General features: G+C 47.5%; 22 protein-coding genes. 17 read left to right on the top strand and 5 right to left on the bottom strand.

Annotated elements, in window-relative coordinates:
- Window positions 1–148 precede the first annotated feature (148 nt).
- The 3 genes from AC3IRK_RS13450 (at window position 149) to galU (ending at window position 2,915) form a co-directional block, all read left to right on the top strand.
- Window positions 149–958: an ABC transporter permease gene (locus tag AC3IRK_RS13450; RefSeq protein ID WP_026827415.1), complete on the top strand. Its 810-nt coding sequence runs from the start codon at window positions 149–151 to the stop codon at window positions 956–958.
- Window positions 959–972: 14 nt separating this feature from the next.
- Window positions 973–1,926, top strand: a complete 954-nt coding sequence (locus AC3IRK_RS13445; protein ID WP_131972192.1) for an ABC transporter ATP-binding protein — start codon at window positions 973–975, stop codon at window positions 1,924–1,926.
- Window positions 1,927–2,036: 110 nt separating this feature from the next.
- A complete protein-coding gene (galU, locus tag AC3IRK_RS13440; RefSeq protein WP_489170075.1) occupies window positions 2,037–2,915 on the top strand; it encodes a UTP--glucose-1-phosphate uridylyltransferase GalU in 879 nt (292 codons plus the stop codon).
- Window positions 2,916–2,983: 68 nt separating this feature from the next.
- Here the strand turns inward: galU and AC3IRK_RS13435 are convergent, their stop codons facing one another.
- Window positions 2,984–3,565, bottom strand: a complete 582-nt coding sequence (locus AC3IRK_RS13435; RefSeq protein WP_489170074.1) for an LOG family protein — start codon at window positions 3,563–3,565, stop codon at window positions 2,984–2,986.
- 130 nt (window positions 3,566–3,695) lie between these two features.
- Here AC3IRK_RS13435 and AC3IRK_RS13430 point away from each other — a divergent pair, with 130 nt between their 5' ends.
- Window positions 3,696–3,869, top strand: a complete 174-nt coding sequence (locus AC3IRK_RS13430; protein WP_012371451.1) for a hypothetical protein — start codon at window positions 3,696–3,698, stop codon at window positions 3,867–3,869.
- Window positions 3,870–4,168: 299 nt separating this feature from the next.
- The gene (locus tag AC3IRK_RS13425) at window positions 4,169–4,591 is read left to right on the top strand and encodes a hypothetical protein (protein ID WP_489170073.1); all 423 of its coding nucleotides are present in this window, start codon (window positions 4,169–4,171) and stop codon (window positions 4,589–4,591) included.
- A gap of 3 nt (window positions 4,592–4,594) precedes the next feature.
- On the opposite strand, the gene AC3IRK_RS13420 is transcribed toward AC3IRK_RS13425, so the two are convergent.
- Window positions 4,595–5,482, bottom strand: a complete 888-nt coding sequence (locus AC3IRK_RS13420; RefSeq protein WP_131972200.1) for a helix-turn-helix domain-containing protein — start codon at window positions 5,480–5,482, stop codon at window positions 4,595–4,597.
- A 147-nt stretch (window positions 5,483–5,629) separates the two neighbouring features.
- On the opposite strand from AC3IRK_RS13420, the gene AC3IRK_RS13415 reads away from it, so the two are divergent.
- The 4 genes from AC3IRK_RS13415 (at window position 5,630) to AC3IRK_RS13400 (ending at window position 8,383) form a co-directional block, all read left to right on the top strand.
- Entirely contained in the window at window positions 5,630–5,776 is a 147-nt protein-coding gene (locus AC3IRK_RS13415) for a hypothetical protein (RefSeq protein WP_165871603.1), read from the top strand.
- Between the two features lie 81 nt (window positions 5,777–5,857).
- Entirely contained in the window at window positions 5,858–7,066 is a 1,209-nt protein-coding gene (locus tag AC3IRK_RS13410) for a hypothetical protein (protein WP_131972202.1), read from the top strand.
- Window positions 7,059–7,802 carry a hypothetical protein gene (locus AC3IRK_RS13405; protein ID WP_131502336.1) on the top strand — a complete coding sequence of 248 codons (744 nt, stop codon included), beginning with the start codon at window positions 7,059–7,061 and terminating at the stop codon, window positions 7,800–7,802. Before AC3IRK_RS13410 ends, AC3IRK_RS13405 begins: the two co-directional genes overlap by 8 nt.
- Before the next feature lie 272 nt (window positions 7,803–8,074).
- The gene (locus tag AC3IRK_RS13400; protein WP_131972206.1) at window positions 8,075–8,383 is read left to right on the top strand and encodes a hypothetical protein; all 309 of its coding nucleotides are present in this window, start codon (window positions 8,075–8,077) and stop codon (window positions 8,381–8,383) included.
- Between the two features lie 69 nt (window positions 8,384–8,452).
- Here AC3IRK_RS13400 and AC3IRK_RS13395 read toward each other — a convergent pair whose 3' ends face one another.
- Complete coding sequence (locus AC3IRK_RS13395; RefSeq protein ID WP_131502334.1) at window positions 8,453–8,872, bottom strand: helix-turn-helix domain-containing protein; 420 nt, start codon at window positions 8,870–8,872, stop codon at window positions 8,453–8,455.
- A 228-nt stretch (window positions 8,873–9,100) separates the two neighbouring features.
- On the opposite strand from AC3IRK_RS13395, the gene AC3IRK_RS13390 reads away from it, so the two are divergent.
- Both AC3IRK_RS13390 and AC3IRK_RS13385 read left to right on the top strand, forming a co-directional pair.
- Window positions 9,101–9,598, top strand: coding sequence for a VanZ family protein (locus AC3IRK_RS13390; RefSeq protein WP_131972210.1), 498 nt, complete (start codon window positions 9,101–9,103; stop codon window positions 9,596–9,598).
- Window positions 9,599–9,693: 95 nt separating this feature from the next.
- A complete protein-coding gene (locus AC3IRK_RS13385) occupies window positions 9,694–10,686 on the top strand; it encodes an ATP-grasp domain-containing protein (RefSeq protein ID WP_131972212.1) in 993 nt (330 codons plus the stop codon).
- Between the two features lie 67 nt (window positions 10,687–10,753).
- Here the strand turns inward: AC3IRK_RS13385 and AC3IRK_RS13380 are convergent, their stop codons facing one another.
- Both AC3IRK_RS13380 and AC3IRK_RS13375 read right to left on the bottom strand, forming a co-directional pair.
- Window positions 10,754–11,512, bottom strand: a complete 759-nt coding sequence (locus tag AC3IRK_RS13380) for a hypothetical protein (protein ID WP_131502331.1) — start codon at window positions 11,510–11,512, stop codon at window positions 10,754–10,756.
- 31 nt (window positions 11,513–11,543) lie between these two features.
- Complete coding sequence (locus tag AC3IRK_RS13375; protein WP_489170072.1) at window positions 11,544–12,833, bottom strand: O-antigen ligase family protein; 1,290 nt, start codon at window positions 12,831–12,833, stop codon at window positions 11,544–11,546.
- 328 nt (window positions 12,834–13,161) lie between these two features.
- Between AC3IRK_RS13375 and AC3IRK_RS13370 the strand changes: the two genes are divergently transcribed.
- Genes AC3IRK_RS13370 through AC3IRK_RS13345 form a run of 6 tightly spaced genes read left to right on the top strand, consistent with a single transcriptional unit; the run spans window position 13,162 to window position 20,653 of the window.
- On the top strand, window positions 13,162–13,812 hold the full coding sequence (locus AC3IRK_RS13370) for a YveK family protein (RefSeq protein WP_131502329.1): 651 nt from the start codon (window positions 13,162–13,164) through the stop codon (window positions 13,810–13,812).
- Window positions 13,813–13,834: 22 nt separating this feature from the next.
- Complete coding sequence (locus tag AC3IRK_RS13365; RefSeq protein WP_131972214.1) at window positions 13,835–15,706, top strand: nucleoside-diphosphate sugar epimerase/dehydratase; 1,872 nt, start codon at window positions 13,835–13,837, stop codon at window positions 15,704–15,706.
- A gap of 12 nt (window positions 15,707–15,718) precedes the next feature.
- On the top strand, window positions 15,719–16,981 hold the full coding sequence (locus AC3IRK_RS13360; protein WP_131502327.1) for an oligosaccharide flippase family protein: 1,263 nt from the start codon (window positions 15,719–15,721) through the stop codon (window positions 16,979–16,981).
- 13 nt (window positions 16,982–16,994) lie between these two features.
- Window positions 16,995–18,287: a hypothetical protein gene (locus AC3IRK_RS13355; protein WP_131972216.1), complete on the top strand. Its 1,293-nt coding sequence runs from the start codon at window positions 16,995–16,997 to the stop codon at window positions 18,285–18,287.
- Window positions 18,277–19,314, top strand: coding sequence for an NAD-dependent epimerase (locus AC3IRK_RS13350; protein WP_489170071.1), 1,038 nt, complete (start codon window positions 18,277–18,279; stop codon window positions 19,312–19,314). Before AC3IRK_RS13355 ends, AC3IRK_RS13350 begins: the two co-directional genes overlap by 11 nt.
- On the top strand, window positions 19,304–20,653 hold the full coding sequence (locus AC3IRK_RS13345) for a phenylacetate--CoA ligase family protein (protein ID WP_489170070.1): 1,350 nt from the start codon (window positions 19,304–19,306) through the stop codon (window positions 20,651–20,653). Before AC3IRK_RS13350 ends, AC3IRK_RS13345 begins: the two co-directional genes overlap by 11 nt.
- Window positions 20,654–20,660 lie beyond the last annotated feature (7 nt).

Here is a 20,660-nt window from a genome sequence, read left to right as displayed (position 1 = left end):
GGGAGGAATGAATCAACGTGCAGGCGTCTGCCTGTCCGCAGTCGGTCGTTCGTTTGAAGAATCGCGAACGGAGCCCGTCTTTTTATTTTGAATTGGATGCAACCGAACTAAAATACATGTACCTTTACAGATCGGAAGGAAATTAATTATGTGGAAAGAAATGAAAAGCATCATCCGCGAACAAGTGGAGAATTTTCCGCTGATTCGCCGTCTCGCCCGTTATGAGATTAAATCGGCGCACGCGGAGCAACGACTTGGACTTTTGTGGGAGCTGCTCAATCCCGGTTTACAGATCTTTATTTACTGGTTCGTCTTTGGTGTCGGTCTGAAAGGGAATAAAAACGTCGACGGTGACACGCCGTTCATCGTCTGGCTCCTCTGCGGGATCGTCGTCTGGTTCTTCATCAATGATGCCTTGTTGCGCGGATCGAACTCGATCAACAGCCGACTGGCGATGGTGACGAAAATGCGTTTCCCGATGAGTGCGATTCCGTCGTATGTCATCCTATCCCGGATGTACCAGCATTTCGCGATGCTCCTGATCGTCTTCATCGTCATCATCCTGAACGGTATTCCGATCACATGGAAGTTACTCCAACTCCCGTATTATATGGCGGCGACTTACATCTTCGTCTACGCGTTCTCCCTGTGTTTCTCGACATTGATTACGCTCGTCAAAGACATTCAATTATTCCTGCAGTCGATGATGCGGATGCTCTTTTACCTGACACCGATTCTGTGGAACATCGAACGGTTCCCGGATGTCTTACATGGTGTACTTCGCCTGAATCCGGTCTTTTACCTTGTGGAAGGATACCGCGCGAGCCTGCTCGGCGGAGCCTGGGTTTGGCAGGAGTGGCCGACGGGACTTTATTTCTGGAGCGTGACACTGCTCTTGTTCACAGCCGGAACGTTTTTACACATCAAGTTCCGTAAATCATTCACCGAGCTCGTTTAAGGAAGGAAATCGCCATGTCTATGATAAAACTTGACCATGTCACGAAACGGTTCGATATGGTCACGACGACAAAAGAAAAATTTAAGTTACTGTTTAAGAATCAAAGTAAAAACGTTAAGACGTTTACGGCGCTCCGCGATGTCTCACTTGATATCGGGTCCGGTGAAGTCGTCGGTCTCGTCGGAATCAACGGTTCCGGGAAATCGACGCTGTCGAATCTGATTTCCGGTATCATCTATGCCAACGAAGGCGACGTCGAGATCAACGGGGAAGTAGCGATCATCGCCGTTTCCCAAGGGTTGAAAAACGTTTTGACCGGCCGTGAGAACATCCACCTGAAATGTTTGATGCTCGGGATGGACGATGCAGAAATCGAACGCCGGATGCCGGGGATCATTGATTTCGCGGACATCGGGGATTTCATCGATCAACCGATTAAAAAATATTCAAGCGGGATGAAATCGCGCCTCGGATTTGCGATCGCCGTCAATGTCGATGCCGACATCCTGATCGTCGATGAAGCTTTGTCAGTCGGTGACCAGACGTTTTATAACCGGTGTATCGACAAGATGAACGAGTTCAAGAACGAAGGCAAGACGATCATCTTCGTCAGTCACTCGCTGAACCAGATCCGGAGTTTTTGTGAACGGGTCATCTGGCTCGAATACGGACAGGTTAAACTCGACGGGACGACGAAGGAAGTCGTACCGGAATACAAGAAGTTCCTGACCGAATACAAGAAGCTGACGAAAGAAGAACAGCATCAGTACCGGCGGGATCGTCTGAAGGAACAGGGTGCCCAGGCAAAACCGGGCAAGAAAAACATGGATGCCGAAGATACCGTCAAACATCCGGGATGGATCTTGTCAGGGATCAGCTTACTGGTGCTTGCAGCCGGCAGTCTGATGGTCATCGATGAGACACCGTCATTCGCGACGTTTACAGAAGCCTTAACTAAACTATTTTAAGAACGGATCAGAGACATGTGTCTCTGGTCTTTTTTTGAGTAAAACAGGGAACAAGAGATTGGAAAGCGAATGCTTACGAGTAACGGATCAAGTGCTGAGGAGGAATGTACGTGTCGAAAGTCAGAAAAGCCATCATCCCGGCAGCCGGTCTAGGGACCCGGTTTTTACCGGCAACCAAAGCGATGCCAAAAGAAATGTTACCGATTTTAACGAAACCGACCATTCAGTATATCGTCGAAGAGGCGGTGGCATCAGGGATCGAACAAATCATCATCGTCTCCGGACGGAACAAGCGGGCGATCGAAGATCATTTCGACCACGCACCGGAACTCGAGAACATCCTGCTTCAAAAAGGGAAACTCGACTTGCTGAAAGAGGTCGATGCCTCGACGACGATGGCGGAGATTCATTATATCCGTCAAAAAGAACCGAAAGGACTCGGACATGCGATCTGGAGTGCCCGGCATTTCATCGGCGATGAACCGTTTGCCGTCTTGCTCGGGGATGATATTATCGTCTCGGAAGAACCGGGTCTAAAACAACTGATTGATCAATACGAACAACTGGACGCCTCGGTCGTCGGTGTCCGGCACGTCCCGACGGAAGATACACACCGGTACGGCATCATCGATCCATTGAATCAGACAGGACGCCGATATCAGGTCCGTCAGTTCGTTGAAAAACCGGTCCAGGGAACGGCACCGTCGAATATGGCGATCATCGGACGGTACATCCTGACTCCGGCGATTTTTGAATACTTGGCGACTCAAGAAGCGGGATCGGGCGGAGAGATTCAGCTGACGGATGCAATTGAACGGCTGAATGGACAAGAAGAGGTCTACGGATATGAGGTGGAAGGGAAACGGTTCGATGTCGGGGAGAAGATGGGGTACGTCGAGACGACGTTAGCCTTTGCGCTCGAAGACGCAGAGATTCAGGCAGACGTCCGGCAGTTACTCAAACGGTATGTCGAGAGCTGGAAGGATTAAAAAAACAGGGGTGACGGATGAGAGTTCCGTTACCCCTGTCGAAAGAGAGTAGTTGTCAGCTTGATGTGTCACGTTTGCTTCGTGTTCATGTACGTTTTTACTTGCGGTGCCCGATAAGAGCGGAAGCGTTCAAGTAACCGTTCCGGATCCGATTCGACGAGCAGCATCGACGCGTGTTCCGGAATCAGGAAACCTTGTGTCTCCATTTGTTGAAATAACGCAACGAGCGGATCGTAATAGCCGTCAATGTTTAAGATGCCGCACGGCTTTTCGTGAAGACCAAGTTGTGCCCAGGTAAAGACTTCAAAAAACTCTTCCATCGTTCCCGGACCACCGGGAAGGATGATGAATCCGTCGGCCAGTTCTGCCATTTTCGCTTTCCGGTCATGCATCGATTCGACGAGATGAAGTTCTGTCAGATTCGGATGGGCAATCTCCTTTTCCTGCAAGAAGTGGGGCAGGACACCGACTGCCTTTCCGTTGGCTGCGAGGACAGCGTCCGCAACGGCGCCCATCGTCCCGACACGTGAACCGCCGTAGACAAGCCCGATTTGATGCGCTGCGAGTGTCATCCCGAGTGTTGTTGCGGCTTGACGGAAAATGGGTGTTGCTCCATCTTTAGAACCACAAAATACTGCTAACTTTTTCATCCATAGGTCCCCCTTGTTAAAAATCGTCTTCTGTCAACATATCATATCAGGATGTTTCGAATAAGAGGGATTTTGTAAGTTTTTGACGAAGAAAAACAAATCAAGAAACATTGAAGTGGAGGAGGAAGTAATGAGACCTAAAATCATCGTCTGGCTTGTCTTATTGATTGCGGCAATCAATCTTGCAATCGGTCTTTGGATCCCGGAATCACCTGCCCGAACGACGGTTAGCAGCATTTTGCTCGGACTGATCGTCTTACTTGGAGTGGGGTATTTCATTGCACTGCGCCGTTCTTCAAAATAAATTAAACCCGTTTCGTTTGCGTGCAGCAGACGGAACGGGTTTTTGTATACGAAAGAATCATAAAGATGAGAGTGAGTGAATATTCTAAAAAATCTATTTTCATACACTTTATCGACACAAAGGTGGATAAAATGTAAATAATATGCACGTTTCGGGACCTATAACCTAAGACGAAAGGTATGGTAAGTGTAAATAATGTGCAAAATGTATCGAATATTCGTATTCGAATATCCGAGGGGGGTCTAAGGTTATATGATGTTGTTACAGAGCTAGACAAAAAAATTAGGAGGTTATTCATTATGAACTTGAAAAAGAAAGTACTTTTATCTATCGGTAGCGTAGGGATCACACTTTCAGCATTTGGAATCATTCATTCAGGAAGTGTATTAATCAAAACTGACATAGCTGGAAACAACCTTCCGACAGAATTCTCAGTGAAGCGTGATGTAGCCGGAAACAACTTGCCAACAGAATTCTCAGTGAAGCGTGATGTAGCCGGAAACAACTTGCCAACAGAATTCTCAGTGAAACGTGACGTAGCTGGAAACAACTTGCCAACAGAATTCTCAGTGAAACGTGATGTAGCCGGAAACAACCTTCCGACAGAATTCTCAGTGAAACGTGATGTAGCCGGAAACAACTTGCCAACAGAATTCTCAGTGAAACGTGACGTAGCTGGAAACAACTTGCCAACAGAATTTTCATTTAAATACACAGTGTAAATTCTAAATGATGGTGTTAGTTTGAATATAGTGAATTTTATTAGTAACAATAATTTCTTTATATTCTTTCATTCCTAACAAATCAAAAAGTAGATACGCTTTTGTATAAGCTTCTTTTATATCTGAAAGATCTGCATAGCTGAATTCTAAAGCAGAAGCTTTTTGAAATAATAATTGACCAAGCAAGGACATATCCTTGAATTTTAAACTGTCTCGAATTCCTTCTTCGATGTAAATCAAAGCTTCTGAGATTTGGTCCATATCGAGTAAGATTTTAGAAAAATTGTATAAAATTCTGATTCTATCAATCATCAATTCGTCGTTATCAAAATTTAATTTAAGTAATTCTTGATAAACAGATATTCCACGCTTAAAACTTTTATTCTCATAATACATCGTTGCAATCGCTGATTTTAATCGAATCAACATTTTAGGAGAATAATAAGTTGTGGAATAGAGGTCAGACAGTTTTTGAAGCTCGACGATACACGTTCGAAAATCGATTTTTTTCAATCGGTATGATGATAGGTGGAAATAGTACTGATAGAGTAGTGAAGCTTCTTCTGTGAATTGAGAAGTTTCTAAAAAATATCTGGTTTCATTATAGATTTCTTTATATTTCAAGTTTCTGAACTTCATTAGTAATGAATCATCTATTGTACGTAAAGAATCATATTGTTCTGTACGATCTAAAAAAACAGTAATCGGTACCTGTAATCGTCGTGATAAAGCAAAAAGCAAATCAACGGTCGGAGAATGTGTCCCACTTTCAATTTTACTGATTTCCGCCTGGCTGCAAATTCCATTCGCCAAATCCTTCTGCGTCAGATTATGTTTCTTGCGAAGGCGGCGAAGGGCCAGACCAATCTGCGGTGACGTGAATTGATCCATCGGGTTCTGTCCTTTCTGTCCAGTGGATTTGAGAAAACGATACCCTTTTCCATTATAAGAGGGAACGGGATCTGATACCAAACTTTTAGTTCAAAAAGTCGTCAACGTGTTGTCTGCCATTTTAAACGAATGAAAGGGGTAACTCCTATGAATCTCACCTTTAAAGAATCGCGCCGGACGATGACATCTTACGGCTGGTGCTTAAATGTTGCTACTGTCTCGGTCGCACCCTTGGCAAGTCGGGAAATGGACCGGATCAAACCGACGGCGAAACGAGAATTAAAAACTTCATGATGACGTCTCTTGCTGACGTGGCTTCATTCCGTCACAGGTTTGAAGCCTTTTTTAATACAGACTGCTGAAAGGAGCATGGATATGATCGGACTAACGGTTCTTTCTGAAAGCGAAGGCTGGTTACACCAACTCGACCCGACCGATGCCCTCACGACTTTTTGTGAGCAGCACCGGTTCTCAATGGATCGTTATGATTACGATCAGCATACGTTTTTGGATTTACTCGACTATATGGACTTTCAAGAATTCGAACATTATTTGTTTGTCCTGCGAGGAACGGGGGAGCGGACCTTGCGACTTGTCGCGTATTTACAACAGCGGATGTTACATGTTCAGTTTCATCTGATTAATGAGCGGGGCGATGTCTTGTTCGGTGATCCATATTTCTTGAACGGAACCATCCCGTTAGACGGGATGGCAGTGCATACGCAACCGATTGAATTACAAGATGCGTTGATGTCTTTATTCACCGGTGTCTATCCGGATACGGCTTCTCGTGAGCCACAACCGTTACGTCATGTCTATGTCGAAACAACAGAGTTACTCGACTCGATTGTACCCACCCTGTTTGATCAGATGACGATTAACAGTTTGTTGTACATTGATCAGTCGACTCGTCATGATTTGCCGGTCATTGAATTGATGAGCCGGACGCCGGTCTTGTTAGCCTTTTCCGATACGTTATCCTTTAATGTCAGAGAACGATTGGCGACGTTTGACCGCCAGGAGTTGGATGCTGCTATCAAACAGTGGCATGAGACAAGTGTCGTCTCTAATCCGGAACAGCGGATCGGGATTCTTGATTATGCGACGCTCACCGGTATGCCGTCCTCCCATCGTCTGTTCATTCACAGTGACGGGATCTACGCGGATTATGGAAAACGGCTATTGCTTAGTGCGGCGTTCGACTTAAATATTTGTCAGTTACGTCAAAATCAGTTGGCGAGATGGGAAGCGCTCGCTCCGATTACTCAGCTCGCCTTATATCCGGTTCTGTTTCAACTCGCTTCAGCGTTTCAAGGGACCAGTCAGTTCGTGACGCCTTACAGCGCATTTGAACTGCCGCGGACCGACGGAAAGATTGGTCCGCTGACGATGATTGGGATTCAGAATAACGAGGGATGTTTCGCCTTCGAACTGGTGACGAATCAGTTGTTTGAGACGGATGAGACATTCATCGCCATTCTCGAAGCTGATCAAAAGGAACGGTTTGATGTTTTGCCAGAGCGGCTTGGTACAGACTATGAATCGGCCATTCAGACGTATAAGGAGTTGATCTATCATGGATGACAGACCATTATTCGGTCCATTTGCGCGAAAAGGGAGTTATTCACGTGTTCAAGTTCTCGATCATCTGTTTGCAGACGACCGATTCATGGCACTTTATCAAGAAACGTCCACCTTGCCTGAAGTTGATGAGTTGATGTTATATCGCCGGTATCTGCAGAAAGACGACCGTGTCTTGCTGCACGGGAACTTTTCCCCGCATCTCTTCAATCTGCTATGTGAAGAAGGATATGATTTGCATCTCGTTGAACCGGAACTGAATCGGATTACGGGTATCTCTGAACAATACCTGAATCGGGTCTATGGTCTCAGCAATGAGTTGATTGATGTGATGGGGAATGGAGTATTCGATAAAATCGTTTTACCGGGTACAACAATTGCACGATATTCACGGGGGGAACTGTTGTTGTTCTTCCGGAATATCCGTCACTTATTGGCAACGGACGGTCAATTACTGATCAGTATCCATAAAGCGGATTATTTAAGACAAAATGTCCAACCGATTGCCTCGCGACGTATTGAGGACTGTACCTTGTTTTACGGTCAAAAGGTCGATCGCGACCGGTTGATTTTTAATACGTATCTGAAATCGGCTTCTGATGAGAAGGTTGGTTATGTAGTGGAACATCTGTACGAAACAGATACGTTGTTTGAATTTGCTAAACTGTCCAGGTATCGGGGACGGACATTGTACGCCGGGAAAAGCATCAGTATTTTAGAGTTTGATAAAATCGGTTGATTTTACAATCTATCTTATACTATCAAAAGGGGCAGATTTTTTTATGATCTGTCCCTTTTTGGTATGATAAAAAAATCGCGTGCTTTAAATCGTTGTTACGATGAAAAAAATTAAAGAAGTCAGCCTTTTTGAAGCTAATTAGTTCCTTAAATTGGATAAAAAATATTTTAAATACTAGTTTAACTAGGTCTAAAGGTGGGGTAATAAACAAAAGCAGCCCTTATTAATCAGTTTCATGATGCCATCAGACAATCGGAGGATAGGTAAATGTTATGGATGAGAAGGTAGCAAAACTGAAAGCCAGTTGTTTATCGTTTATCGAAACATTATTTCCGGAAGAGCGTTTTGAGTTTGTGGATTATGTTATTCTTCCTGATGCCTTTGGTAAGAGCGGAACACATTTGACATTCAAATCCGCTGCACGGGAACTCAAACTCAGTTTTGTCGATCAAGCACATAGTCGCTTCGAACGTGTTTTCTTAGCTGAAAAGACGCCGAAGTCTCCATTTTTCAACCGGATGATGGAAGCGACATATGAAGACGGTCAACTTTACATTCACCATGTCTTAAAATCTGATTGAAACGGCAAGTAAAAACACGATGAGATGTGTACAGGAAACATCCTGTCCGCTTCTCATCGTGTTTTTAAGTCAAATCTTAATCGATTGCAAACCTTGTTGGAGTGCTTGATTAATGGTTGTCGCCATATGATCACGGACCTCTTGTGTCAGCAGACGACCATTGAAGTAGACTTCCGGTGAGAGCGTCAAGTGGACGAGAACATCTTCCAGGACGAGCTTGAAATCGAGCGGTTGCGTCGGTTCGAGGGATTGAGCCATAAATTCTTGTAATGAAGGATGTTGGACATATTGGGGATCAATCAAATCAATCACAGTCGTATTCAAAGCAAGAGCAAGCCGTTCTAATGTTTGCGTATTTGGCATCCGTTGACCACGCTCGTAAGCGGAGATCGAAGTGACCGTTTCTCCGCATCGCTCAGCCAAATGTTTTTGGGTGAACTGATGTTGTTTACGCAATTTCATGATTTTTTTTCCGAGAGCACGTTCCACGGGTCTCCCCTCCTATTCTTGCCGATAAGCTTACTAGTACTAAATAACCACTTTCATTATAGCGCAAACCTTTGAAATGTAAAAAAAAGTTTTTAATAAAAAATAATTACATTATTATGTATTTAATGGGTTTAAAATTCACAGTATCATGTGTTATTTGAAAATATTGGGAAGTTCTCTAAAAGAGAACATGCTATTCTAATAGTTAGCGAGAAAAGGAGGGCATATATGTTAAAAAAAATTCCATGGTCCGGTTATGTGACCCTGTTGATTGTAACCATCTTGTTTATCTCGAGTTCGATGCCATATGAAGAACAGTCGTTAAAGCCTGGGTTGTCGAGGTACTTTGATTTAGGTTTCGTCGAACAGCTTCGGTTCATTTCGTTTGACTACCATGGGGAAGTCAGCGTGGAAGCGCTTGGTGCTTCTGGATTTGTTGAGTTTTTCATTCGTAAGGCAGCCCATCTGTCCATCTTCATCGTTCTCGGCATCGCCTTGGTGGATTTAACGTATCGAATGATCCGTCCGTATGCGTTGGCCGGTTTGTTTGCGTATACAGTCGCAATTACAATCGCCGTCTTTGATGAGTTTCATCAAATATTGACGGGCGGACGGACCGGATTGATTCAGGATGTCTTACTGGACGGCACGGGTGCTTTGATCGGGATTCTATTGTATCGATTATTTTGGAAGAAAAGACCAAGTGAACAATGGATGCGTCCGTGAGTCTTCTGTCCTAGTTTTTTTAGAGAAAAAGCAGGGTTTTGATGATGGAAGTCGAAAAAAAGATTAATCTCATTAACTAAAAGGAGTGAAATCGGATGCAGCATCCTCATCTATTGATTACGAGCGCCGGTCGCCGGGCAAAGCTCGTCGAGTATTTTGTCAAAGAGTTCAAGACGGGACGTGTCAGTACGGCAGACTGTAGTCCATTGGCATCCGCCTTATATATGACGGAGGACCATTACATCGTTCCGAAGATAGATGAGGTCGATTACATCGATCATTTACTGAAGCTTTGTCAAGAGGCGGGAGTGACGGCCATTCTGACACTGATTGATCCGGAACTCAGTTTGCTGGCTCGATCAGCTGAACGATTTCAAGCCGTGGGGGTGACAGTCGTCGTTTCACCGTATGCCGCCTGCCAACTTTGTTTCGATAAATATACGATGTATGAGTACTGTCTGCGTCAAGGTATCGCCCATGCGCGGACGTACCCCTCGATGGAATCGTTTCAAGAAGCTTTTTCCATAGGAGAAGTGAGCCTGCCTGTGTTTGTCAAACCACGTAGCGGGAGTGCCAGTACGGAAGTCCGCCAGGTGGAAACCTTCGAAGAGGTCGAACAGTTATTCGCGAAGAATCGCGATCTGATCGTTCAAGAGTTATTAGTCGGTCAAGAGCTCGGCGTCGATGCGTATGTCGATTTGATTTCTGGAAAAGTGACTTCTATCTTCATCAAGGAGAAATTAACGATGCGGGCAGGGGAGACGGATAAAAGTCGTTCCGTCGTCCGGGAAGACGTTTTTGAATTAATTGAACACGTCTTGGAAGAATCCGGCTTGACGGGTCCGCTCGATTTTGATTTGTTTGATGTCGCAGGTACATTGTATCTTTCGGAAATTAATCCGCGTTTTGGTGGGGGCTATCCCCACGCCTATGAGTGTGGCGTTAATTTTCCGGCGCAACTTTACCGGAATCTCATGCAACAAGTCAACGTCCCTCAAATCGGACAGTACATGAGTGATGTCTACATGCTAAAGCATGACACGGTCACCTTGGTTTCTGCTGCTGAACTGCAACAAATCAAGCGATGAATGCAAAAAATGCCGATTGGGTTTCGTGTAGAAATCCGGTCGGCATTTTTATTACAGATGACATCCGTCAAGAAATCGAAACACGGGATCGTTTGAGGCACTGTACAGCAGACGTCCAGCTCCCGAATAAGGCGTTGATCGTCGACGTACTCGGGACGGATCGTCCTTCCGCCCATTTCCGGTAGTGGATGATGCTGAGCGATGGGAGCTCGCGTTGTGCCTGTCTCAACGCATCAAGGACATCTTCTTCGACCCACTTCCGCCGTGGGGGAGCGATGTCGAGACAAGTGAGGGCATCAACCCATGAACCGTATTTTCGGGCAATCGTCGCGACCGTCGGATGTCCGTTTTCCTGCGCCCAAATCGAGTAGGTCTGGGTCGTCAGGCGCGGAAGAACGTCCGATGCTTCGAGGAGCGCGTTGATAATGCGTTCTTCTGTCATACAGATTGAACGTGTCATCTCGATGTGTGCTTCCTCAAGGGCCCGTGACCATGACCCGAAACGAAGGTTAATCAACGTCAAGGAAGGACCGTGTTTGGCTTTGGCCCATTCGCGGTAACTGTTGCTATGAAACGGATGCAAACGTTCTGAAGCTTCTTTGATGAAAGCGAGGATCTCCTGATCGGAATAGTATGGCCGAATGGATGATAACCCAGCTGCATGCAACGCTTCACGCCATGATCCGAACACGTTGATAATCGTCGTGATCGACGGGATTTCTTTTCCGGTCGACCAGCGGGCATACGTCTTGGCGTCCAAGGCAGGATAAGCAATACTCGCCTCGATTAAGCTGTCGATTACTTGTTGTTCTGTCCATTTCTTCATGATGTCATACCCCTTTCGTGTAGGTGTTCGTCTAGGTGTGGGTACTTTCTTGTGAGGTCGTGCGACGGCGTGTCGCATAAATCAGAAAACTGAGCCAAATGAAATAAAATCCACTGGGCCGGATCAAGACACTTTCTGTGAACTGGAGCAAAAGCAACCAGATACTGAGTAACAACAAACTGATCGCTAACGAATCGTCGTAGCGGTAATCCTGAATGAACCGGACGAGTATCAACAGAAATGACGCGGAATACAGCAACAGTCCGAAAAATCCGAGTTCATACAGATAGACAATAGGCGTGCTGTGGAACGTATACAGTGTACTCGGTCCGAGCTGTTGTTCAAGCCCGATCACAGCAGAGCCGAGTCCGTGTCCGAACCAAAACCGGTCGAGTGAAGCGGTCAGACCGGCTTGCCATAACTCACTCCTTCCGTTGAGGCTGATCAACTTGGCGAATAACGAGTGGTTGAGGGACAGTGAGCCGATGAGAATCGCGGCACCAATCAGATAAAGCCCCGTCACCTGATAACGCAACCGATGGGCCGGAATCAATAAGATCGTCGTCAACAGCGCAAGCAGACAAAATGAATAGAGACCAGTCTGCGAAGCACTAAGGATCAGACCAATGAAAATCACAATCAGGATCATCCCGAACAGAACGAATGACCGGAGATTTCGGCGAGCAATCGACTGCAGGACAGACATCCAGGCCATGAGACCGCCGGGAACGAGCCATGCTGCCAACGTATTCGGATTGTTGGTCAGACTGGCTGACCGGAGAAAACTGCCTTGCTCACCGACATAAAGTTGGGATAAGGAAACGGGACCAAGTTGCAACGACTGAATGTTCTCGATCGGAACGTATTGTTTTCCGAATGAGACGATGAGTGCATAAACAGCGAGAAAGAAGGCCTGATAGAGAAGGATGAGGTTCAACAGCTGAAACCAACGGATGAAAGGTTGAAGCGTCAGTGATAGAACGATGATGACGAAAAGCCATGTCGTAAACAGATGGAGTAGGGCAAGCGAAGAATCGACAGCTGGACGAAAAAAGAAAATGATAGCGTGAAACGTGAGATAAAGTAAAAACGAAGTGACAAGTCGTTGGGTCAAGGCGCGTGGCGGAAAATACAAGGGACGGGTAACAAGATAAAGGCCAGTAAACAGAATCAGATAGATAAGAGCGATCCAGATGTTCCAATGACTCGGCAGGACTTCGTCCGTGAAGGAGAGAGGACGTGTCCATAAATCGATCAGGACCCAAAGAGCCAGGAGGAATAAGCCAATCGATTCAGGTATATTGTATGATTTTAACATCATTACTAGTATCTATCCACCCTTCATATAGGACTTATTACCGAATTTTCAGTATTTTAATCATCAAATTGGTATTTACCCTTCATTTACTAAAATTCATGCAGTTTTCACGGATGATTTTGAAAAAATGGCGATCATTTTTTTGTGAATCGTCTTTTTTTTGTGAATCAATCTTTTTCGATGAACTAACGATACCGAAGCATGATGACTCCTCAAAAAAATATAATCATTTCCACCAAGCTCTAATTGTTTTGGCAGTCGTTTGGAAATAAGGTGTAACCATAACCAGTGTCCATCCAACATGTCAGGTAGTGAGAAAGAGGTGAACCATGTGAATTCCATCCATCAAAAAAAGACATTCGGTGACCATGTGATGACATTAAAGAAAGGGTGGTGGGTACTCTGCTTACTGACTCTTCTCTTAGCGGGTGCCGGATATGCCGTCAGCACCTATGTCATTCCACCGACGTATGAAGCGACTGCCTATATCCTTGTCGTCCCGCAACAGGATGCGGAAGCGACATCGACGACGACGCTTGTCAGTACCTACCAAGATATTTTAAGAAGCCCTGAAGTCATTGATCAGGTCGCTCAAAAGATGGACGTCACGGATAAACGGATCTTTGATTTGACGGATCGTCTGACCGTTGCCAGTAACCTGGACTCCCAAGTCATCGCCTTATCGGTCACGGATCGATCGGCAGAACAAGCCGCAATCCAGGCGAATACGATGACGGAAGTCTTCCAGGATTATGTGCCGCAACTGATCAAAACAAGCAGCACGGAAGTCTTCTCGACAGCCCGGATTCCAACGAAACCGGTCTCGCCGAACATTCTGATGAATACCGCAATCGGCGGGATTCTCGGACTCCTCTTCGGATTATTGATCGTCTATTCCCGGGCGCTCGGAAAAAAGTCAGTCGTTGAAGAAACAAAAGAGACGTCTTACCCGCAAGCTGTCAGTCATCCCAGCCGTTCTTGATTGAAGAAAGGAGGAGCCGATCATGCAAGCCCCGCCATTTCAGCAATACCGCCGGCATATGAAAATCGGTCTACTGCGGCTGATCGATGCCTCAATCATCATTGCTGCGACGGTCGTGACCTTTTACTTCTTTAACCCGCTGAACCTCACGGCCAACTTTGAACTGATGGATGCTATCGAAATCGCCCTGATTCAATGGGTCGCCTTGACGCTGGTCGCCCACTGGATGCGTTTTTATCAAATCATTTGGCGGTATGCCAGCCTCCGAGATTTGGGTGTGCTGCTCGTCGTCGTTGTTGCGAGCAGCTTCGTCCTTCTCGGACTTGAGTACGCGTTGTTCGATTTTGCCGTCGAACGCGCCGTTTTCCTCCAAACCGGACTGGTTCTGAACGGAATCTTGTTCGTCCGTCTGCTGATCCGTGGACGGAGTCTCGAACTGAAACGTGAAAATCGGTCGCTCGGGAAACGGACGTTGATCATCGGTGCCGGTGCATCGGGGCAGATGATCACGAAAGAGCTGAAACAGAAAAAAGCCCACATCCTTAATGTCGTTGGATTACTCGACGATTTTACGGAGCTGAAAGGGATGATGATTCACGGTGTCCCGGTTATCGGAACGATTGACCAGCTCGAATGCATCATTGAAGAACATAAAATTGAAGCCGTCGTCCTGGCGATTCCGTCACTTGCCTATCCGGACCGGGTTGCCTTACTGAACCGGATCAAACAGACGAAAGTCGAAGCCCATACATTACCGATGCTTGTTGAACTGGCTTCCGGCAAGGTTTCCGTCAATCAGATGCGCGAAGTATCGATCGCTGACCTGCTCGGTCGGGAACCGGTGGAACTCGATATCACGGAGATTGAAAAAAGTGTCAGTCAAGCAACGGTCCTTGTAACCGGTGCCGGCGGATCCATCGGTTCAGAGATTTGCCGGCAACTGATTAAATTCAAACCGGCCCATCTGATTTTACTCGGTCATGGAGAAAACAGCATTTATCTGATTCGGCGTGAACTGGAAGCCGTAACGGAAGGAATCACGCTCCACTCCGTTATCGCCGATGTCCAGGATGCGGACCGGATGATGGATGTCATGGCACGTTTTAAACCGGATCTCGTCTACCATGCGGCGGCGCATAAACATGTCCCGTTAATGGAAGATAATCCGAGTGAAGCGGTCAAAAATAACATTTACGGGACACGGAACGTCGCGCTTGCCGCGGAAGCGGCCGGAGTCAAGCGATTCGTCATGATTTCGACCGATAAGGCGGTTAATCCGAGCAGTGTGATGGGAGCGACGAAACGAATCGCGGAGATGGCCATCCAGCAGATTGCCCGCAACAGTGAGACGACATTCGCTGTCGTCCGGTTCGGCAACGTGTTAGGGAGCAGGGGTTCCGTCATTCCGCTCTTTAAGGACCAGATTGCGAAAGGCGGTCCGATTACGGTGACGGACCCGGAAATGACCCGGTATTTCATGACGATTCCAGAAGCGAGCCGGCTCGTCATTCAAGCAAGCGTCCTCGCAGAAGGTGGAGAAGTCTTCGTCCTCGACATGGGCGAACCCGTCAACATCACGACGCTCGCCCGGAACCTGATTCATTTAAGCGGCTTTACCGAACAACAGATTCCAATCGTCTACAGCGGCATCCGAAAAGGTGAAAAGTTATACGAAGAGTTGCTCGCGACGGAAGAAGTACATGAAGAACGGGTCTTTGACAAGATTCTCGTCGGGAAGACACGACCGTTCGGATCCATTGATCCTTATTTACGGAACATCGCCTTGACGCTGGATGATGAACAGGCGTTACGGACGTATCTACTTGAAGCGACGAACCGGACCGACATGATGCCGGAGACGATTCCACCGGCGATTCGGATCGCCCGGGAATGAGGGGGAGACGAGATGAAATCTGTTCGGCAACTGTCACGATTTAATCTGATTTTCATTGCAGATACGGCCTATTCCCTCCATCAGTGGATGATTTTGACACTGCTGATTAAATGGAGCACACCACTCAACATCGGTTACTTCAATTACGCGCTCGCTTTAACCGCTCCGATTGTCATGTTTTGCTGGTTAAATGCCAGCACGATCCTGACGGCAGAACGGTCAGGCTTAAAAAACTTCAATTTGTTCATCAAGACCCGCTTTTCCTTATTATCTGTCGGAGTATTCGTCCTTCTCGGTGTCTATTATTTCTTTGGGGAAGCCGATATCCTCTGGCTGACGTTACTCGTTTACCTGAACAAGTATATGGAATCATTCGCTGATCTCGCCTACGGATTTCTCCAAGGACATATGGCGTTCAAGGAAGTCGCCTTATCCAAGATTTTCCGCAGTCTCGTCAACGTCTCAGGTGCGGCCTTGATTCTTTTTACGACCCATTCGATCCACGGCTTCGTCTTAGCACTCGTCGCCGGAAACCTGATCATGTTGATTCTTTACGATTTACCGACCGTCCGGCGTGTCGGTCACGGATTTGAAAACCAGCAGATGAGTGAACGGTATCAAACGGGACGGCAATTGTTCTTTAAAGCAGTCCCGCTCGGATTCGTCGCCTTATTGATCGCTCTCAATGCCAACATTCCCCGCCTGTTCGTCGGACATGCAATCGGAACGGAAGAACTCGGTTATTATGCGAGCATCGCGTATCTCCTGGTTCTTGGCAGCTTGTTCATTCATTCCCTCGTCGCCGTTTTGCTGCCGAACTTCTCCTCCGACAGCGGGGAGCGGCAAAGCTTACCGGAATTACGGAAGCTGACCCGGTCGATGCTGCTCATGACGAATGCAGTCGGTATCCTGTTGATCATCGGGTCGATTTTCTTCGGGAAGTGGGGCTTGACGATTTTCTACAATGCCTCGTTTGTCCAGTACCATACGATTTTCGTCCTGATGATGGTCGCCTCGCTCTTCTTTTATAATTCGACCGTCATCCAAGCGTTGTTGACCGGTTTTCAACAGTTCCGTGTTCAGACGATTGCCATCTTCGGCAGTGTCATCGTCAATATCGTCGCCTGCAGCATCCTGATTCCGATGTACGGTTTATACGGGGCGACGACAGCTTACGGATTATGTGCCGTCACCCAGATCGGACTGTTGATTCCGGCCCTTTATCGTTCGCTTTATCCACGAAAACTGACACTGGCAATTGAACAAAGCAGCTAAAGGAGGGAAAAGCATGCGGCCGATTCTGATTGTCGTCGTTCTGGAAGCCTTGCTCAGCCAATTGGTCCGACCGCTCTTTTTGACTTCTGAAGGTTACGTCGCAACCGTTCTTGCCATCAACTCGGTCTTGCTGATGTTTTATCTTCTCCGGCAAGCCGAGACGACACCGTTGTTCCTGATTTTCGTGACGGCGTTCCTGATCCGGCTGACATTGATGCTGGTTGATTTGGAACTGTTTCGGCTCCCGCCGCACAGTGGTGACGATACGGAAGCGTTTCATCTCGAAGGACTGCTGATTTATACCGACCCGACGATGTTCAACGAAGTCGTCCGGGGGAGTTACTCCAAATTTTTAGGAATCTTTTATCTCGCGTTTGGTCCGGAGCGGATGCTCGCCCAGTACTTCAATGTCATTCTCGGCGTCGTCTCGATCGTCATCCTGTCGAAAACGTTGCTGCTTTTGAAACTGCCGATGCATTACGTCCTGATCGCAACCGGTGTGTTTGCCTTCTTTGCCCAGGGCCTGTTGTTATCACCGATTCTCTTACGCGACCAGCTCGTCGCACTCGGAATCGTCTATACGCTCTACTACATGGTGCGCTGGACGCTTGATAAATCGGTGGCGAGTCTGACTTTCGCCTATCTCGGTTATTTGATCAGTACGATGTTTCATTCGGGTCTCGCAATCGGGATTCTGGTCCTCCTCGTCTACTTCTCCTTTTATAATCACGAGACGCAACGGATGGATTTTGAAGCTTCGAAAGTACAGCGGTTGCTTGTCCAAGTCGTCATCGTCGGGTTCATCGTCTACAGCTTCCAGGACGTGTTGTTCGCGAAATTTACCCACGTCTCTGCAAACGGACAGCTGTTCAGCGGGATGAGTTATGACCGTGGAGGATCGGCCTATCTGAACGGATTGATGGTGACCGGACCGTTGGACATGGTGCTGTACGCACCGCTTCGGATGATTTACTTTCTGTTCTCACCGTTTCCATGGCAGTGGTCCAGTGTCATGAACATCGCGATTTTCTTCGCCGATGCGGCTTTTTACCTCCTGCTATGCGGTCTGACACTGATGCATCTGAAGTATTTGAAACAACACCCGCTCGGCAGTGTGCTTCTGTTCATGCTGATTCTGTTCATGGTTAACGCCGTCATTTTTGGTCTTGGAACAGGGAACGTCGGAACAGCGATCCGCCACCGGTATAAACTGTTTCCGATGCTGCTGATCGCGTATACATCGATCCACTATATCCGCTATCAAGTGCTCCACCACTTCGAGGAGGTTGAGAAACGTGCAGAATAAGACGATTTTAATTACCGGGATTGCAGGATTCATTGGATTTCATGCGGCACGTCGCTTTATGGCGGAAGGGTACCGGGTGATCGGACTGGATGAAGTAAACGATTATTATGATCCTTCACTGAAAGAAGCCCGCCTGATGGAACTGGATCCGAATCGGTATACGTTTTACCGGGTATCACTCGAAGATGCGGCGACAATCAATCGGATCTTTGAGACGGAACAGATTGACCTGGTGCTCCATTTAGCGGCTCAAGCCGGCGTCCGGTACAGCATCGATCGTCCCGACGTCTACATCACATCGAACATCGTCGGGTTCCTGTCCATCCTCGAAGCCTGCCGGCACTATCCGGTTGAACAATTGATCTATGCCTCTTCGAGTTCCGTCTACGGATCGAATACGAAGATGCCGTTCGCAACGACGGATGCCGTCGATCATCCGCTCAGTCTCTATGCGGCTTCGAAAAAAGCGAATGAGCTGATGGCGCATACGTACAGCAGTCTTTACGGCATCAAGACGACCGGACTTCGCTTCTTCAGCGTCTACGGACCATGGGGACGGCCGGATATGGCCTTGTTCAAGTTCACGGAAGCGATTGCGAAAGGACAGCCGATTGATCTTTACAACTACGGGGAGATGGGACGGGATTTCACCTACGTCGATGACATCATCGAAAGCATCTACCGGTTGATGCAGACGGAACCGGTTGCCGATCCGGCGTTTGATCAGGAAAATCCGTTGCCTGACCGCAGCAATGTTCCGTACCGTGTCTTTAATATCGGCAGTCACAGCCCGATCCGGCTGAACGAATTCGTCGCCTTGATTGAAGAGCGGCTTGGTAAAAAAGCCATCAAACACGAAATGCCGCTCCAGGCAGGAGATGTTCCCGAAAGTTTTGCTGATGTTGAATCGTTATTCGAGACGATTGGTTACCGGCCGCAAACGACGATTGAAGCAGGTGTCCATGCATTCATCGACTGGTACGAACAGCATTACCGGCTGAAGGAGGAAGTCCAGGATGGCGCTTAAAGAAGAGATTTACTTTAACTCTCCGATATTTATTCAGAATATTTTGACATCCATGTACGGAAAAAAGCTGATGCAGGAACGTTACGGTCCGGGATATGAGAAAAAAATTCAAGAACTCCGAGTCAAAGACCGGACAGTCGATTACCGGATCGAACAGCTGGAACGGCTGAATACGTTTCTCCTGTTCATCCGGGAACATACGCCTTATTACCGGAAACTGTTTCGGGAGCACGATATCCGTCTTCCGTTCACGTCAATCGACCAGTTACAGACGATTCCGATTCTTGAAAAAGAAACGTTACGGCAACAAAACGAATCCTTCATGTCGGAAGTGGACGCGCCGGTTCGCGGCCGGACCGGCGGGACGAGCGGGAAATCCCTCCAAGTCGCCTTCATGCGGGAAGACGTTCAGGAACGGATGGCGCATCTCGATTACTTCAAGGAATTGCACGGCTTTCATTCCGGGATGCCACGCGCGAGCTTCACCGGGCGGACGTTAACCGCGATCGATCAGAAAAAACCGATCTTTTGGCGGAAGAACCGGCCACTCAATCAATTGTTATTATCGATCTTTCATATGAAAGAAGAAAATTTTCCGGCTTATATCGAAGAGTTGAACCGGTTTCGGCCGGCGGCACTCGACGGCACACCAACCGCGATGCTGGAGATTGCCTTATATCTGCTGAAACATGAGTTACGGCTCGACTTTCCGCTGATCGCGATTTTCCCGACATCGGAAACAGTGACGCCGGAGATGCGCCGGTTAATCGAAGAGGCGTTTCAAGCGCCGGTTTTTGACCAATACGGTTCATCGGAAGGGGCACCGATCATCTCGGAATGCCGGGAACACAAACTCCATCTCCATCACGAAACCGGCATCATCGAACCGTATGGAGACAGGGGTGAGGTCATCGTCACATGTTTTACGACCCGCGGTACACCGCTCGTCCGGTACCGGATCGGCGACCGGATGACACTCGGACAAGAGGCTTGCACATGCGGACTGAACGGTCCTGTCATCGAGTCGATTGACGGCCGTGGAACGAGTTATATCGTCAGCGAGAAACGCGGCAAGGTTTTTGAAGGCGACATCACGACGATCGCCCGGGAACTGCCGAACTCGGTCTTACGCCTCCAGGTGGAACAACATGCGCTGAATCATGTGACGCTCCGTTACATTCCCGACGAGCAGCGGTTCGTGCCGAAACATGAAAAAATCCTGTTGCGGGAGATGCAGAAACTCCTCGGATCGTCGATGCAGGTCACCCTCGAGCCGGTCCGGCAGATGAAGCAGGAACCGAATGGAAAAACACTGATTGTCAAACAGTCGATGAAATAGGAGGAAT

Source organism: Exiguobacterium sp. GL_137, assembly GCF_057834585.1.
Note: the sequence above shows the minus strand (reverse complement) of the source record. Positions and strands in the feature narration are given on the sequence as shown.

Bases quoted from the DNA above. Each gene is read 5' to 3' on its own strand.
- AC3IRK_RS13365 (WP_131972214.1), top strand. From the start codon at position 13,835: ATGCAAGCCCCGCCATTTCAGCAATACCGCCGGCATATGAAAATCGGT.
- AC3IRK_RS13415 (WP_165871603.1), top strand. From the start codon at position 5,630: ATGAATCTCACCTTTAAAGAATCGCGCCGGACGATGACATCTTACGGC.
- AC3IRK_RS13425 (WP_489170073.1), top strand. From the start codon at position 4,169: ATGAACTTGAAAAAGAAAGTACTTTTATCTATCGGTAGCGTAGGGATC.
- AC3IRK_RS13385 (WP_131972212.1), top strand. From the start codon at position 9,694: ATGCAGCATCCTCATCTATTGATTACGAGCGCCGGTCGCCGGGCAAAG.
- AC3IRK_RS13345 (WP_489170070.1), top strand. From the start codon at position 19,304: ATGGCGCTTAAAGAAGAGATTTACTTTAACTCTCCGATATTTATTCAG.
- AC3IRK_RS13375 (WP_489170072.1), bottom strand. From the start codon at position 12,833: ATGATGTTAAAATCATACAATATACCTGAATCGATTGGCTTATTCCTC.
- AC3IRK_RS13380 (WP_131502331.1), bottom strand. From the start codon at position 11,512: ATGAAGAAATGGACAGAACAACAAGTAATCGACAGCTTAATCGAGGCG.
- AC3IRK_RS13410 (WP_131972202.1), top strand. From the start codon at position 5,858: ATGATCGGACTAACGGTTCTTTCTGAAAGCGAAGGCTGGTTACACCAA.
- AC3IRK_RS13390 (WP_131972210.1), top strand. From the start codon at position 9,101: ATGTTAAAAAAAATTCCATGGTCCGGTTATGTGACCCTGTTGATTGTA.
- AC3IRK_RS13445 (WP_131972192.1), top strand. From the start codon at position 973: ATGTCTATGATAAAACTTGACCATGTCACGAAACGGTTCGATATGGTC.
- AC3IRK_RS13400 (WP_131972206.1), top strand. From the start codon at position 8,075: ATGGATGAGAAGGTAGCAAAACTGAAAGCCAGTTGTTTATCGTTTATC.
- AC3IRK_RS13430 (WP_012371451.1), top strand. From the start codon at position 3,696: ATGAGACCTAAAATCATCGTCTGGCTTGTCTTATTGATTGCGGCAATC.
- AC3IRK_RS13435 (WP_489170074.1), bottom strand. From the start codon at position 3,565: ATGAAAAAGTTAGCAGTATTTTGTGGTTCTAAAGATGGAGCAACACCC.
- AC3IRK_RS13360 (WP_131502327.1), top strand. From the start codon at position 15,719: ATGAAATCTGTTCGGCAACTGTCACGATTTAATCTGATTTTCATTGCA.
- AC3IRK_RS13420 (WP_131972200.1), bottom strand. From the start codon at position 5,482: ATGGATCAATTCACGTCACCGCAGATTGGTCTGGCCCTTCGCCGCCTT.
- AC3IRK_RS13450 (WP_026827415.1), top strand. From the start codon at position 149: ATGTGGAAAGAAATGAAAAGCATCATCCGCGAACAAGTGGAGAATTTT.
- AC3IRK_RS13405 (WP_131502336.1), top strand. From the start codon at position 7,059: ATGGATGACAGACCATTATTCGGTCCATTTGCGCGAAAAGGGAGTTAT.
- AC3IRK_RS13355 (WP_131972216.1), top strand. From the start codon at position 16,995: ATGCGGCCGATTCTGATTGTCGTCGTTCTGGAAGCCTTGCTCAGCCAA.